Genomic DNA, 12,130 nt, shown 5'->3' on the forward strand with positions numbered 1-12,130 from the left:
GCGTTTAGCACGTAAGTCAGCTTTAAGTATTCAAGCAAAAGAAAACAATTTAGTAGTTGTTGAAGATTTCAACTTTGAAGCTCCAAAAACTAAAGAGTTTATCAATGTATTAAAAGCTTTAGAATTAGACGCTAAAAAGTCTTTATTCGTATTAGGTGAAGGAAGTAAAAATGTTTACTTATCATCTCGTAACTTAAAAGGTTCTAAAGTAGTAGATGCTTCAGGAATTAACACGTATAGCGTTTTAAATGCTAACAAAGTAGTTATTGCTGAGAGCTCTCTAGAAGGAATTGAGTCTAATTTAAGTAAATAGGGAAGAAGATGAGTATTTTAATTAAACCTATTATTACAGAAAAAGCTACAAATGATAGCGAGTTAAACAACCGTTATACATTTGTTGTAAACAAAAAAGCTAACAAGTTAGAAATCAAAGGAGCTGTTGAGGCTGCTTATGGTGTAGCGATCGAGTCTGTAAAAACTATGAACTATCCAGCATTAAGAAAAACTAAATACACTAAAAAAGGTTTAGTTTCTGGATTAACAAGTGGATACAAGAAAGCAATCGTTCAGTTAGCTGAAGGAGAAACTATTGATTTTTATAACAATCTTTAAGAAAAGACAGAATGTCAGTTAGAAAATTAAAACCAATAACACCAGGTCAGCGTTTTAGAGTTGTAAATGGGTTCGACACCATTACTACTGATAAGCCGGAGAAATCTTTATTAGCTCCGAAAAAACGATCTGGAGGTCGAAACAATCAGGGTAGAATGACTACACGTAACATCGGTGGAGGTCATAAACAAAAATACCGTATTATCGATTTTAAAAGAGATAAGCAAGGTGTTCCTGCAACAGTAAAAACTATCGAGTACGATCCAAACCGTACTGCATTTATTGCATTAGTTAGTTATGCTGATGGTGAAAAACGTTATGTAATTGCACAAAACGGTTTAAAAGTAGGTCAAACAATCGTATCAGGAAAAGAAGCAACGCCAGAAGTTGGTAACGCTATGTTCTTAAGCGATATTCCATTAGGTACTACAATTTCTTGTATTGAGTTACACCCAGGACAAGGAGCTGTTATGGCTCGTTCAGCTGGTTCATTTGCTCAATTAATGGCAAGAGATGGTAAGTATGCAACAGTAAAGTTACCTTCAGGTGAAACAAGATTAATCTTATTAACTTGTATGGCAACTATCGGAGTTGTGTCTAACTCAGACCACCAATTATTAGTATCTGGTAAAGCAGGTAGAAGTAGATGGTTAGGTAGAAGACCAAGAACGAATGCTGTTCGTATGAACCCAGTTGATCACCCAATGGGTGGTGGTGAAGGACGTTCTTCTGGAGGACATCCAAGATCTAGAAACGGTATCCCAGCTAAAGGATTCAAGACAAGATCTAAGACCAAAGCTAGTAACAAGTATATTATAGAACGTAGAAAGAAATAATAAACCATGGCAAGATCATTAAAAAAAGGACCTTACGTTCACTATAAGTTAGAGAAAAAAGTGTTAGCTAACGTAGAAGCAGGAAGTAAATCAGTTATCAAAACTTGGTCTAGAGCAAGTATGATTACTCCAGATTTCGTAGGGCAAACAATTGCAGTTCACAACGGACGTCAGTTTGTACCAGTTTACGTTACTGAAAACATGGTAGGTCATAAATTAGGCGAATTTTCACCAACACGTTCTTTTAGAGGGCACGCTGGTGCAAAAAATAAAGGTAAAAAATAGTAGGAAATTATGGGAAGTCGTAAACATAACATGGCAACACAGTTAAAAGAAGCTAGAAAGTCTAGAGCTTTTGCTAAATTAACTAATTGTCCTACATCACCAAGAAAAATGCGCTTGGTAGCAGATTTAGTAAGAGGAGTAGAAGTTGAAAAAGCTTTACAAATCTTAAAATTCAGTCCAAAAGAAGCATCACGTAACTTAGAAAAGTTATTGTTATCAGCTATCGCTAACTGGCAAGCTAAAAACGAAGATGCTAGCATCGAAGATGCAGGATTATATGTAAAATCAATTTGTGTTGATAGCGCAGGTATGTTAAAAAGGTTAAGACCAGCTCCACAAGGGCGTGCACACAGAATTCGTAAGCGTTCTAATCACGTGACTTTAGAGTTAGGAACTAAAAATAACAGTAATTAATCAAAGTAGAAATGGGACAAAAGACAAATCCAATAGGAAATCGTTTAGGAATTATCAGAGGATGGGAATCTAACTGGTATGGTGGAAATGACTACGGAGATAAGATTGCTGAAGATGATAAAATCAGAAAGTATATCAACGCTCGTTTATCAAAAGCAAGTGTTTCTCGTATTATTATTGAGCGTACTTTAAAACTTGTAACCGTTACTATCACTACTGCACGTCCAGGTATCATTATTGGTAAAGGAGGTCAAGAGGTAGACAAGTTAAAAGAAGAGCTTAAGAAGATTACAGGAAAAGAAGTTCAAATTAACATTTTCGAAATTAAGCGTCCAGAATTAGATGCAAACTTAGTTGCAGCTAGTATCGCACGTCAAATCGAAAACAGAATTTCTTACAAGCGAGCTACAAAGATGGCGATTGCTGCTGCAATGAGAATGAATGCAGAAGGAATTAAAGTGCAATTATCAGGTCGTTTAAACGGAGCTGAAATGGCACGTTCTGAGCATTACAAAGAAGGAAGAATTCCTCTTTCTACCTTCAGAGCAGACATCGATTATGCACTTGTTGAAGCACATACTACATACGGAAGAATCGGTGTGAAAGTATGGATTATGAAAGGTGAGGTTTATGGAAAACGTGAATTATCTCCATTAGTAGGATTATCTAAACAAAAAGGTAACTCTAACAAAGGTGGTGGTAATGCAAAACGCCAACCTCGCAGAAGAAAATAATTTTTAAAAGAAATTAAAAATGTTACAGCCAAAAAGAGTAAAATACCGTAAGGTACAGAAGGCGAAAGGAAATATGAAAGGTAACTCTGGTAGAGGTACTCAACTTTCTAACGGAATGTTTGGTATCAAATCATTAGACCAGAACTTACTTACCTCTCGTCAAATTGAGGCAGCTCGTATTGCGGCAACTCGTTATATGAAAAGAGAGGGGCAACTTTGGATTAAAATTTTCCCAGACAAACCTATCACTAAGAAACCATTAGAGGTACGTATGGGTAAAGGTAAAGGTGCACCTGATCATTTTGTTGCTGTTATTAAACCAGGTAGAATTTTGTTTGAAGTTGGTGGAGTACCAATGGAAGTAGCAAAAGAAGCTTTACGTTTAGCAGCTCAAAAACTTCCTGTAAAAACGAAGTTTGTAATAGCAAGAGATTTTGATTATAACGCTTAATTCTATTTAGATCATGAAACAATCAGAAATTAAAGAATTATCAACAGCTGACTTACAAGAAAAGCTTGGAGCGTTGAAGAAAAATTATACTGATCTTAAGATGGCCCACGCCATAACTCCATTGGAAAACCCATTAGAGTTACGTAGCTTAAGAAAAACTGTGGCAAGAATTGCTACAGAGTTAACTAAAAGAGAATTACAATAATTCTAGTCAGTTTTAAAGATGGAAAAAAGAAATCTTAGAAAAGAGAGAATCGGTGTAGTATCTAGCAACAAAATGGAGAAATCTATCGTAGTTAGCGAGGTAAAAAGAGTAAAGCACCCAATGTACGGAAAGTTCGTATTAAAGACTAAGAAGTACGTTGCACATGACGAGAATAACGATTGCAACGAAGGTGATACTGTAAGGATCATGGAAACACGTCCTATGAGTAAATCTAAGCGTTGGAGATTAGTAGAAATCCTAGAAAGAGCTAAATAATATGTTACAGACAGAATCAAGATTAAAAGTCGCAGATAACACTGGAGCAAAAGAAGTTTTAGTGATTAGAGTTTTAGGAGGAACAAAAAAGCGTTACGCTAGCGTTGGAGACAAAATCGTTGTTACGGTAAAATCTGCAACTCCAAACGGAACTGTAAAGAAAGGTCAAGTATCTCGTGCAGTTGTTGTTCGTACTAAGAAGGAAGTTAGACGTAAAGACGGATCATACATCAGATTTGACGATAATGCTTGTGTACTTTTAAATCCTTCAGAGGAAATGAGAGGAACACGTGTATTCGGTCCTGTGGCTCGTGAATTACGTGAGAAACAATTTATGAAAATAGTATCATTAGCACCTGAGGTGTTATAAAATCAGATTTTAAAATGAAAAAATTTAAAATTAAATCAGGAGATACTGTTAAAGTTATAGCAGGAGATCACAAAGGATCTGAAGGTAAAGTTTTACAAATCATCAAAGATAAGGATAGAGTTGTAGTAGAAGGTGTAAACATGGTGTCTAAACACACTAAGCCTTCAGCAGCTAATCCACAAGGAGGAATTGTAAAAAAGGAAGCTCCATTACACATCTCAAACGTTGCTTTAGTTGAAAACGGTGAAGCAGTAAGAGTTGGTTACAAAGTAGAAGGAGATAAGAAAGTAAGAGTATCAAAAAAATCAGATAAAGCAATATAACCATGAGTTACGTACCAAGATTAAAAGAAGAGTACAAGAGCAGAGTTATCAAAGCTCTTACTGATGAATTTGGTTATAGCAATGTAATGCAAGTACCTAAATTACAAAAAATCGTTGTAAGTAAAGGTGTTGGTGCAGCTATAGCAGATAAGAAATTAATAGAATATGCTATTGATGAGTTAACTACAATTACAGGTCAAAAAGCAGTATCTACAATTTCTAAGAAAGACGTTGCAAACTTCAAATTACGTAAAGGAATGCCAATTGGTGCAAAAGTTACGTTAAGAGGTGATAAAATGTACGAGTTTTTAGATAGATTAGTTACAGCTTCTTTACCACGTGTAAGAGACTTTAACGGAATCAAAGCAAACGGTTTTGATGGTAGAGGTAACTACAACTTAGGTATTACTGAACAAATCATCTATCCAGAGATTAATATTGATCAAGTGAAAAAAATTAGTGGTATGGATATTACTTTCGTAACATCTGCTAACACTGATAAAGAAGCTAAATCATTATTAGGAGAATTAGGATTACCATTTAAAAAGAATTAATAAGATGGCTAAAGAATCAATGAAAGCGCGTGAGCGCAAAAGAGCTAAAATGGTTGCTAAGTATGCTGAAAAGAGAAAAGCTTTAAAAGAAGCTGGAGACTACGAAGCATTACAAAAGTTACCAAAAAACGCATCACCAATTAGAATGCACAACCGTTGTAAGCTAACTGGACGTCCTAAAGGATACATGCGTCAGTTCGGAATTTCACGTGTTACTTTCCGTGAAATGGCTAACCAAGGATTAATTCCAGGAGTAAAAAAAGCAAGCTGGTAACAGCTCTTTACTATACAAGCAAAAGGTGTATAACGATAAAACGTTATCCACCTTTTTGTGTTTAAAAAAGGTAGCTTTTTAAAGAATTATCACTCTATTTTAAAGGATAAAATTTAGTTTTTAAAGACTGAAAAATCCGCAATAAATTAGTACTCAAAATGATAATTATTAAAATGGTTTGATTTTTAAAAAGTTTATGTATATTTGCACACTGTTTTTATAGGGTAAATTGTGCCTTGTAAGTAAATACTTGTAGCAAGTATAATACCTATGAGATTTTACCCAAAAAACGAACTAAATAAATATTAACTGGTTTCAGGTTTAGTATCAGTAATTTACCTAGTAAAGTAAGGATGCTAAAAACCAAAACCGCAATTTAATTAACTATGTATACAGATCCAATCGCGGATTTTCTTACTCGTGTGAGAAATGCTATTGCAGCTAACCACAGAGTAGTTGAAGTTCCTGCTTCTAAATTGAAGAAGGAAATGACGAAAATTTTGTTCGATCAAGGTTACATTTTAAGTTATCAGTTCAATGACGATAAAGTACAAGGAACTATCAAGATAGCTTTAAAATACGATCGTGATACGAAAGAATCAGTAATCAGAAAGATTCAAAGAATTTCAACACCAGGTTTACGTAAGTACGTTGGCGCTAAAGAAATGCCAAGAGTATTAAACGGTTTAGGTATTGCTATTGTTTCTACATCTAAAGGTGTAATGACAAACAAAAAAGCAAGACAAGAGAACGTTGGTGGAGAGGTATTATGTTACGTTTACTAAAAAACATTTTGTAAGATGAGTAGAATAGGAAAAAATCCAATCGCATTGCCACAAGGTGTTGAAGTAAAAGTAGACGGAAACGTGGTAACAGTAAAAGGTAAATTAGGAGAGTTAACTCAAGAGTTATCTTCTGATATTACTGTGAAAGTAGAAGATGGTACAATCACTTTAGAAAGACCATCAGATAGTAAAGATCATAGAGCTGCACATGGTTTATACCGTGCTTTAATCAATAACATGGTTGAAGGTGTAAGCAAAGGATTTACTAAAGAGTTAGAGTTAGTAGGTGTTGGTTATAGAGCATCTAACCAAGGACAAAAATTAGATTTAGCCTTAGGTTTCTCTCATAACATTATTTTAGATTTAGCTCCAGAAGTTAAGGTTGAAACAGTATCTGAAAAGGGTAAGAATCCAATTGTAAAATTAACTTCACATGACAAGCAATTAGTTGGTCAGGTTGCAGCAAAAATTCGTTCTTTCCGTAAGCCAGAGCCTTACAAAGGAAAAGGAATTAAGTTTGTAGGAGAAGTATTAAGAAGAAAAGCAGGTAAATCTGCATAATAAATTAAGAGAAATTATTATGGCATTATCAAAGCTTGAAAGAAGACAACGAATTAAGCATAGAATTAGAAAAATAGTTACTGGTACAGCTGCTAAACCAAGATTATCAGTTTTTAGAAGTAACAAAGAAATCTATGCTCAGTTAATTGATGACGTTGCTGGTGTAACATTAGCATCTGCATCTTCAAGAGATAAAGAAATTACATCTAGTTCTAAAGCAGAAGCAGCTACAGCAGTAGGAAAAGCAATCGCTGAAAAAGCTGAAAAAGCTGGGGTTGATACTGTTGCTTTTGATCGTAACGGGTATTTATACCACGGTAGAGTTAAAGTATTAGCAGACGCTGCTAGAGAAGCTGGTTTAAAATTTTAAGAAATTATATTATGTTAGGATATAAAAACGTAGAAAGAGTAAAACCAAGCGGATTAGAGCTTGTAGATAAATTAGTAGGAGTACAACGTGTTACTAAAGTAACTAAAGGAGGTAGAGCATTTGGTTTCTCTGCAATCGTAGTAGTTGGTGATGGTAACGGTGTTGTAGGTCACGGATTAGGAAAATCTAAAGATGTTTCTTCTGCTATTGCAAAAGCAGTAGAAGATGCAAAGAAAAACTTAGTGCGTATTCCTATTTTAGACGGAACATTACCACACGAGCAAAAAGGTAAATTTGGTGGAGCTAAAGTATTCATCAAGCCAGCTTCACACGGTACCGGGGTTATTGCCGGGGGTGCTGTACGTTTGGTATTAGAATCTGTTGGAATTAAAGACGTATTATCAAAGTCTCAAGGATCATCAAACCCTCATAACGTAGTAAAAGCTACTTTTGACGCTTTATTACAATTACGTAGCGCAGCAACTATTGCTAAGCAAAGAGGAATTTCTTTAGAGAAAGTTTTTAACGGTTAAAATTTAAGACGATGAGTAAAATTAGAGTTACACAAGTAAAAAGTCAAATCGGTCGCCTTAAAAATCAAAAAAGAACGTTAGAGGCGTTAGGTTTACGTAAAATGAACCAAACTGTAGAGCATGATGCAACAGCTACAATTTTGGGTATGGTAAATAAAGTTCAACACTTAGTTTCTGTAGAAGAAATTAAATAAGATAATAAAAGATGAGTTTACACAACTTAAAACCAGCAGCTGGAGCAACTAAGAACAAAGGGAAGCGTGTAGGACGTGGAGAAGGTTCTGGTAAAGCTACTACTGCAGGAAGAGGACACAAAGGAGCTAAATCTCGTTCTGGTTATTCTCGTAAAGTAGGATTTGAAGGAGGACAAATGCCACTTCAAAGACGTGTGCCTAAATTTGGATTCACTAACATTAACCGTAAAGAGTATGTTGGTGTAAATTTAGACAAGTTACAATCATTAGTAGATAACGGAAAGATAACAGATACAGTTAATTTAGATGTTTTAGTTGAAAACAGATTAGCTCGTAAAAACGACTTAGTAAAAATATTAGGTGGTGGAGAGTTAAAAGCTAAATTAAATATAACTGTACATAAGTATACAGCATCAGCAAAAGCAGCTATCGAAGCAGCAGGAGGTGAAGCAGTAACTTTATAATAATTGTAAATGATGAATTTTATAAATACTTTAAAAGACATTTGGAAGATAGAAGAGTTAAAAGAAAAATTACTTTTAACTTTAGGTTTAATTGCTGTTTACCGTTTTATGGCAGCAGTTCCATTACCAGGAATTGATCCAACTCAATTAACAGCATTAAAAGACAGTACTTCTGATGGACTTTTAGGTTTATTAAACGCATTTACAGGTGGGGCATTTGCTAGAGCGTCAGTAATGGCACTTGGTATAATGCCTTATATTTCTGCTTCTATTGTAGTACAGTTAATGGGTATCGCGGTACCTTATTTACAAAAACTACAAAAAGATGGAGAAAGTGGACGTAAGAAGATTACGCAAATTACAAGATGGCTTACAATTGCTATTACATTGTTTCAAGCACCTACTTATATTGGAGTTATCCAAAATCAAATGGGATTACCAGCTGAAGCATTCTTAGTAACAGGAGCAACATTTTGGGTATCATCTATTATTCTTTTAAGTGCAGGAACAATTTTTGCAATGTGGTTAGGAGAGCGTATTACTGATAAAGGAGTTGGTAATGGTATATCATTATTAATTACTGTAGGTATTATCGCAAACTTCCCAGCAGCATTTATTCAAGAATTAGTTTCTAAGCAAACTGCAGGAGCAGGAGGAATTATGATGATTTTAATCGAATTAATAGTTTGGTTTGTGGTAATCTTGTTAACCGTATTATTAGTTACCGCAGTACGCAAAGTTGCAGTTCAATATGCACGTCGTACAGCAGTTACAAACATTAAAGATGTTGATGGCGCAAGACAGTACATTCCATTAAAGTTGAATGCAGCTGGTGTAATGCCAATTATCTTTGCTCAAGCAATTATGTTTTTACCAATTGCGTTAGGGCAAAAATACCCAGCATTAAATAGTTTAACTGATATTAACGGTTTATGGTATAACGTTATATTTGCTTTATTAATTATTGTCTTTAGTTACTTTTATACAGCTATTACTATTCCAACGAATAAAATGGCAGAAGACTTAAAGAGAAGTAATGGTTTTGTTCCAGGGTATAAACCAGGTGAAGAAACAGCTAACTTTTTAGATTCAGTATTGTCAAAAATTACATTACCAGGATCAATCTTCTTAGCAGCTTTATCTATTTTACCAGCAATCATTGTAAAGTTTGGAGTTACTCAAAACTGGGCAATGTTTTACGGTGGAACTTCATTAATCATTATGGTAGGAGTTGCAATAGACACCATTCAGCAAATAAACTCGTATTTATTAAATAGTCGTTACGACGGTTTAATGAAAACAGGAAACAGTAACAGAAAATCATTAAAATAATATGGCTAAGCAATCAGCAATTCAACAAGACGGAACTATTACAGAAGCTTTATCAAACGCTATGTTCCGTGTAGAATTAGAAAACGGACATATTGTTACGGCGCACATTTCAGGAAAAATGCGTATGCATTATATAAAGTTATTACCAGGAGACAAGGTAAAATTAGAAATGAGCCCGTATGATTTATCAAAGGCAAGAATTACTTACAGATATTAAAAACACACACTGATGAAAGTAAGAGCATCATTAAAGAAAAGAAGTGCTGACTGCAAAATTGTACGCAGAAAAGGCCGTTTATACGTAATTAACAAAAAGAATCCTAGATTTAAACAAAGACAAGGATAATAAATAAGACACTAGTCATTAGTAATTAGTAGTTAGATGAATCTGCTTGAAATAGAAATGTTTAGGATTCTAACAACTAAAAGCTAACAGCTAAAAACTAAATTATATGGCAAGAATCGCAGGTATAGATATTCCAAAGAATAAAAGAGGTGTTATCGCTTTAACATATATCTTTGGTGTAGGAAGAAGCAGAGCTAAAGAGATTTTAGCAGCTGCTAACATAGACGAAAGCATCAAAGTTCAAGATTGGACTGATGATCAAATTGCAGCAATTCGTGAGCAAGTAGGAACTTACACTATTGAAGGTGAGTTACGTTCTGAAGTTCAATTAAACATTAAACGTTTAATGGACATCGGATGTCAAAGAGGTATTCGTCACAGACTTGGTTTACCATTAAGAGGACAAAGAACGAAGAATAACTCTCGTACAAGAAAAGGTAAGAGAAAAACTGTAGCTAACAAGAAAAAATAATCATTGATTATTTTTTACTAATAGTAAAGAATTATGGCAAAGTCTAAAGTAACAAAAAAACGTAAAGTTATAATTGAATCAGTTGGTGAAGCTCACGTAACTGCATCATTTAACAATATTATTATTTCTTTAACAAACAAAAAAGGTGATGTAATTTCTTGGTCATCTGCAGGTAAAATGGGCTTCAGAGGTTCTAAAAAGAACACTCCTTACGCAGCTCAATTAGCAGCAGAAGATTGTGCAGAAGTTGCAAAAGAAGCTGGTTTACGTAAAGTAAAAGTGTATGTTAAAGGACCAGGTAACGGTAGAGAATCTGCAATCAGATCTATCCACAATGCTGGTATCGAAGTAACTGAAATCATCGATGTTACTCCAATTCCACACAACGGATGTCGTCCACCTAAAAGAAGAAGAGTATAAGTTGAATTAATTCAACTTATACTTTATTTAGCGTACTTTTGTGCGCAAAAAACAAGTATTTTAACACAGTAGGATTTAAAGATTATCGAAGGAGTACGCCTTAATTCATAATCCCTACTAATTTTTATTACAAATGGCAAGATATACAGGACCAAAAACTAAGATTGCTCGTAAATTTGGCGAGGCAATTTTCGGAGATGACAAGAACTTCGAAAAAAGAAATTACCCTCCAGGACAACACGGTGTTGGTAAGAGAAGAGGAAAAAAATCTGAATATGCAATCCAATTAATGGAGAAGCAAAAAGCTAAATATACTTATGGTATTTTAGAGCGTCAGTTCCGTAACCTTTTCAAAAAAGCATCAGCTTCTCAAGGAGTAACAGGTGAAATCTTATTACAATTATGTGAATCTCGTTTAGATAACGTTGTTTACCGTTTAGGTGTTGCTAATTCACGTAGAGCTGCACGTCAGTTAGTATCTCACCGCCACATTACAGTTAACGGAGATATCGTTAATATTCCATCTTATAGATTAAAAGAGGGAGATGTAGTAGCAGTAAGAGAAAAATCTAAGTCGTTAGAAGCTATTGAAAATGCTTTAGCAGCTAATAGCAATGTTTACGAATGGTTAACTTGGAATGCTGATCAAAAATCTGGAACTTTTGTAAAAGCTCCAGAAAGATTACAAATTCCAGAGAACATTAAAGAGCAATTAATCGTAGAATTATACTCTAAGTAATAAATTAATTATATTGGTATTCAGCCAAAGGGTTTATTCGAACTTCTTCAAACTTATAAACCGCGCAACTGATTAACAATTAAAACGAAGAAAACAAATTAATATGGCAATTTTAAATTTTCAAAAACCTGATAAAGTAATCATGATTGAATCTACTGATTTTTCAGGAAGATTCGAATTTAGACCTCTTGAACCAGGTTTTGGATTAACAGTTGGTAATGCTTTAAGAAGAGTATTATTATCTTCATTAGAAGGATTTGCTATTACATCATTACGTATTGATGGAGTAGATCACGAATTCTCTACAATTCAAGGTGTTGTAGAAGACGTAACTGAAATCATCTTAAACTTAAAACAAGTTCGTTTTAAGAAGCAGATTGAAGAATCTGACAGAGAAACAGTTTCTATCGCAATATCAGGACAAGAGCAATTAACCGCTGGAGATTTACAAAAATTTATCTCAGGTTTCCAGGTATTAAACCCAGAGTTAGTACTTTGTAACATGGATAAATCAGTAACGTTAAATGCTGAAATTACCATTGAAAAAGGTAGAGGTTTCGTGCCAGCAGAAGAAAACAAA

26 protein-coding genes are annotated in these 12,130 nt (G+C 34.4%); all 26 read left to right on the forward strand.

Going from position 1 to position 12,130, the window contains the following annotated elements:
• A partial coding sequence (rplD, locus tag OU788_RS10185; RefSeq protein WP_274635082.1) for an uL4 family ribosomal protein occupies positions 1 to 313 on the forward strand: 313 nt, incomplete at its 5' end.
• Between the two features lie 8 nt (positions 314 to 321).
• On the forward strand, positions 322 to 612 hold the full coding sequence (gene rplW, locus OU788_RS10190; protein WP_274635083.1) for a 50S ribosomal protein L23: 291 nt from the start codon (positions 322 to 324) through the stop codon (positions 610 to 612).
• A gap of 11 nt (positions 613 to 623) precedes the next feature.
• The gene (rplB, locus tag OU788_RS10195; protein ID WP_028890728.1) at positions 624 to 1,448 is read left to right on the forward strand and encodes a 50S ribosomal protein L2; all 825 of its coding nucleotides are present in this window, start codon (positions 624 to 626) and stop codon (positions 1,446 to 1,448) included.
• A 6-nt stretch (positions 1,449 to 1,454) separates the two neighbouring features.
• Complete coding sequence (rpsS, locus tag OU788_RS10200) at positions 1,455 to 1,733, forward strand: 30S ribosomal protein S19 (RefSeq protein WP_028890729.1); 279 nt, start codon at positions 1,455 to 1,457, stop codon at positions 1,731 to 1,733.
• Positions 1,734 to 1,742: 9 nt separating this feature from the next.
• Positions 1,743 to 2,147, forward strand: coding sequence for a 50S ribosomal protein L22 (gene rplV / locus OU788_RS10205; protein ID WP_028890730.1), 405 nt, complete (start codon positions 1,743 to 1,745; stop codon positions 2,145 to 2,147).
• An 11-nt stretch (positions 2,148 to 2,158) separates the two neighbouring features.
• A complete protein-coding gene (gene rpsC / locus OU788_RS10210) occupies positions 2,159 to 2,881 on the forward strand; it encodes a 30S ribosomal protein S3 (protein ID WP_028890731.1) in 723 nt (240 codons plus the stop codon).
• 19 nt (positions 2,882 to 2,900) lie between these two features.
• Positions 2,901 to 3,332 (forward strand): 50S ribosomal protein L16, encoded by a 432-nt coding sequence (rplP, locus tag OU788_RS10215; protein ID WP_028890732.1) that lies wholly within the window; start codon positions 2,901 to 2,903, stop codon positions 3,330 to 3,332.
• Positions 3,333 to 3,345: 13 nt separating this feature from the next.
• Complete coding sequence (gene rpmC / locus OU788_RS10220; protein WP_028890733.1) at positions 3,346 to 3,537, forward strand: 50S ribosomal protein L29; 192 nt, start codon at positions 3,346 to 3,348, stop codon at positions 3,535 to 3,537.
• 18 nt (positions 3,538 to 3,555) lie between these two features.
• Positions 3,556 to 3,813, forward strand: coding sequence for a 30S ribosomal protein S17 (gene rpsQ, locus OU788_RS10225; protein WP_028890734.1), 258 nt, complete (start codon positions 3,556 to 3,558; stop codon positions 3,811 to 3,813).
• Between the two features lies 1 nt (position 3,814).
• The gene (gene rplN, locus OU788_RS10230; RefSeq protein ID WP_028890735.1) at positions 3,815 to 4,183 is read left to right on the forward strand and encodes a 50S ribosomal protein L14; all 369 of its coding nucleotides are present in this window, start codon (positions 3,815 to 3,817) and stop codon (positions 4,181 to 4,183) included.
• Positions 4,184 to 4,197: 14 nt separating this feature from the next.
• Complete coding sequence (gene rplX, locus OU788_RS10235; protein ID WP_028890736.1) at positions 4,198 to 4,506, forward strand: 50S ribosomal protein L24; 309 nt, start codon at positions 4,198 to 4,200, stop codon at positions 4,504 to 4,506.
• Positions 4,507 to 4,508: 2 nt separating this feature from the next.
• Positions 4,509 to 5,060, forward strand: coding sequence for a 50S ribosomal protein L5 (gene rplE / locus OU788_RS10240; RefSeq protein ID WP_028890737.1), 552 nt, complete (start codon positions 4,509 to 4,511; stop codon positions 5,058 to 5,060).
• Between the two features lie 4 nt (positions 5,061 to 5,064).
• The gene (rpsN, locus tag OU788_RS10245) at positions 5,065 to 5,334 is read left to right on the forward strand and encodes a 30S ribosomal protein S14 (RefSeq protein ID WP_028890738.1); all 270 of its coding nucleotides are present in this window, start codon (positions 5,065 to 5,067) and stop codon (positions 5,332 to 5,334) included.
• Positions 5,335 to 5,720: 386 nt separating this feature from the next.
• Positions 5,721 to 6,119 carry a 30S ribosomal protein S8 gene (gene rpsH / locus OU788_RS10250; RefSeq protein ID WP_028890739.1) on the forward strand — a complete coding sequence of 133 codons (399 nt, stop codon included), beginning with the start codon at positions 5,721 to 5,723 and terminating at the stop codon, positions 6,117 to 6,119.
• A gap of 15 nt (positions 6,120 to 6,134) precedes the next feature.
• Positions 6,135 to 6,680, forward strand: coding sequence for a 50S ribosomal protein L6 (rplF, locus tag OU788_RS10255; protein ID WP_274635084.1), 546 nt, complete (start codon positions 6,135 to 6,137; stop codon positions 6,678 to 6,680).
• 19 nt (positions 6,681 to 6,699) lie between these two features.
• A complete protein-coding gene (gene rplR / locus OU788_RS10260; protein ID WP_274635085.1) occupies positions 6,700 to 7,050 on the forward strand; it encodes a 50S ribosomal protein L18 in 351 nt (116 codons plus the stop codon).
• A gap of 11 nt (positions 7,051 to 7,061) precedes the next feature.
• Complete coding sequence (gene rpsE / locus OU788_RS10265) at positions 7,062 to 7,583, forward strand: 30S ribosomal protein S5 (protein ID WP_028890742.1); 522 nt, start codon at positions 7,062 to 7,064, stop codon at positions 7,581 to 7,583.
• 11 nt (positions 7,584 to 7,594) lie between these two features.
• Positions 7,595 to 7,777 carry a 50S ribosomal protein L30 gene (gene rpmD / locus OU788_RS10270; protein WP_274635086.1) on the forward strand — a complete coding sequence of 61 codons (183 nt, stop codon included), beginning with the start codon at positions 7,595 to 7,597 and terminating at the stop codon, positions 7,775 to 7,777.
• Between the two features lie 11 nt (positions 7,778 to 7,788).
• A complete protein-coding gene (gene rplO, locus OU788_RS10275; protein WP_028890744.1) occupies positions 7,789 to 8,241 on the forward strand; it encodes a 50S ribosomal protein L15 in 453 nt (150 codons plus the stop codon).
• Between the two features lie 12 nt (positions 8,242 to 8,253).
• Entirely contained in the window at positions 8,254 to 9,573 is a 1,320-nt protein-coding gene (gene secY / locus OU788_RS10280; protein ID WP_028890745.1) for a preprotein translocase subunit SecY, read from the forward strand.
• Position 9,574: 1 nt separating this feature from the next.
• Positions 9,575 to 9,790: a translation initiation factor IF-1 gene (gene infA / locus OU788_RS10285; protein ID WP_004568721.1), complete on the forward strand. Its 216-nt coding sequence runs from the start codon at positions 9,575 to 9,577 to the stop codon at positions 9,788 to 9,790.
• A gap of 12 nt (positions 9,791 to 9,802) precedes the next feature.
• Entirely contained in the window at positions 9,803 to 9,919 is a 117-nt protein-coding gene (ykgO, locus tag OU788_RS10290) for a type B 50S ribosomal protein L36 (protein WP_010181906.1), read from the forward strand.
• A 106-nt stretch (positions 9,920 to 10,025) separates the two neighbouring features.
• Positions 10,026 to 10,391 (forward strand): 30S ribosomal protein S13, encoded by a 366-nt coding sequence (gene rpsM, locus OU788_RS10295; RefSeq protein WP_028890746.1) that lies wholly within the window; start codon positions 10,026 to 10,028, stop codon positions 10,389 to 10,391.
• A gap of 33 nt (positions 10,392 to 10,424) precedes the next feature.
• The gene (rpsK, locus tag OU788_RS10300; RefSeq protein WP_028890747.1) at positions 10,425 to 10,811 is read left to right on the forward strand and encodes a 30S ribosomal protein S11; all 387 of its coding nucleotides are present in this window, start codon (positions 10,425 to 10,427) and stop codon (positions 10,809 to 10,811) included.
• A 133-nt stretch (positions 10,812 to 10,944) separates the two neighbouring features.
• Positions 10,945 to 11,550, forward strand: coding sequence for a 30S ribosomal protein S4 (rpsD, locus tag OU788_RS10305; protein WP_047789817.1), 606 nt, complete (start codon positions 10,945 to 10,947; stop codon positions 11,548 to 11,550).
• 103 nt (positions 11,551 to 11,653) lie between these two features.
• The coding region (locus OU788_RS10310) for a DNA-directed RNA polymerase subunit alpha (protein WP_446751485.1) at positions 11,654 to 12,130 on the forward strand (477 nt) is incomplete at its 3' end.

This window comes from Tenacibaculum sp. L6 (assembly GCF_028823685.1).
Lineage (GTDB): Bacteria > Bacteroidota > Bacteroidia > Flavobacteriales > Flavobacteriaceae > Polaribacter.

What these genes read in the sequence shown, in the direction of transcription:
- ykgO (WP_010181906.1), top strand. Translation starts at nt 9,803, where the DNA reads ATGAAAGTAAGAGCATCATTAAAGAAAAGAAGTGCTGACTGCAAAATT.
- rpsK (WP_028890747.1), top strand. Translation starts at nt 10,425, where the DNA reads ATGGCAAAGTCTAAAGTAACAAAAAAACGTAAAGTTATAATTGAATCA.
- rpsE (WP_028890742.1), top strand. Translation starts at nt 7,062, where the DNA reads ATGTTAGGATATAAAAACGTAGAAAGAGTAAAACCAAGCGGATTAGAG.
- rpsS (WP_028890729.1), top strand. Translation starts at nt 1,455, where the DNA reads ATGGCAAGATCATTAAAAAAAGGACCTTACGTTCACTATAAGTTAGAG.
- rpsQ (WP_028890734.1), top strand. Translation starts at nt 3,556, where the DNA reads ATGGAAAAAAGAAATCTTAGAAAAGAGAGAATCGGTGTAGTATCTAGC.
- rplR (WP_274635085.1), top strand. Translation starts at nt 6,700, where the DNA reads ATGGCATTATCAAAGCTTGAAAGAAGACAACGAATTAAGCATAGAATT.
- rpsD (WP_047789817.1), top strand. Translation starts at nt 10,945, where the DNA reads ATGGCAAGATATACAGGACCAAAAACTAAGATTGCTCGTAAATTTGGC.
- rpmC (WP_028890733.1), top strand. Translation starts at nt 3,346, where the DNA reads ATGAAACAATCAGAAATTAAAGAATTATCAACAGCTGACTTACAAGAA.
- rplX (WP_028890736.1), top strand. Translation starts at nt 4,198, where the DNA reads ATGAAAAAATTTAAAATTAAATCAGGAGATACTGTTAAAGTTATAGCA.
- rplO (WP_028890744.1), top strand. Translation starts at nt 7,789, where the DNA reads ATGAGTTTACACAACTTAAAACCAGCAGCTGGAGCAACTAAGAACAAA.
- rplV (WP_028890730.1), top strand. Translation starts at nt 1,743, where the DNA reads ATGGGAAGTCGTAAACATAACATGGCAACACAGTTAAAAGAAGCTAGA.
- rplW (WP_274635083.1), top strand. Translation starts at nt 322, where the DNA reads ATGAGTATTTTAATTAAACCTATTATTACAGAAAAAGCTACAAATGAT.
- rpmD (WP_274635086.1), top strand. Translation starts at nt 7,595, where the DNA reads ATGAGTAAAATTAGAGTTACACAAGTAAAAAGTCAAATCGGTCGCCTT.
- rpsN (WP_028890738.1), top strand. Translation starts at nt 5,065, where the DNA reads ATGGCTAAAGAATCAATGAAAGCGCGTGAGCGCAAAAGAGCTAAAATG.
- secY (WP_028890745.1), top strand. Translation starts at nt 8,254, where the DNA reads ATGAATTTTATAAATACTTTAAAAGACATTTGGAAGATAGAAGAGTTA.
- rpsC (WP_028890731.1), top strand. Translation starts at nt 2,159, where the DNA reads ATGGGACAAAAGACAAATCCAATAGGAAATCGTTTAGGAATTATCAGA.
- rpsM (WP_028890746.1), top strand. Translation starts at nt 10,026, where the DNA reads ATGGCAAGAATCGCAGGTATAGATATTCCAAAGAATAAAAGAGGTGTT.
- rpsH (WP_028890739.1), top strand. Translation starts at nt 5,721, where the DNA reads ATGTATACAGATCCAATCGCGGATTTTCTTACTCGTGTGAGAAATGCT.
- infA (WP_004568721.1), top strand. Translation starts at nt 9,575, where the DNA reads ATGGCTAAGCAATCAGCAATTCAACAAGACGGAACTATTACAGAAGCT.
- rplF (WP_274635084.1), top strand. Translation starts at nt 6,135, where the DNA reads ATGAGTAGAATAGGAAAAAATCCAATCGCATTGCCACAAGGTGTTGAA.
- rplN (WP_028890735.1), top strand. Translation starts at nt 3,815, where the DNA reads ATGTTACAGACAGAATCAAGATTAAAAGTCGCAGATAACACTGGAGCA.
- rplP (WP_028890732.1), top strand. Translation starts at nt 2,901, where the DNA reads ATGTTACAGCCAAAAAGAGTAAAATACCGTAAGGTACAGAAGGCGAAA.
- rplB (WP_028890728.1), top strand. Translation starts at nt 624, where the DNA reads ATGTCAGTTAGAAAATTAAAACCAATAACACCAGGTCAGCGTTTTAGA.
- rplE (WP_028890737.1), top strand. Translation starts at nt 4,509, where the DNA reads ATGAGTTACGTACCAAGATTAAAAGAAGAGTACAAGAGCAGAGTTATC.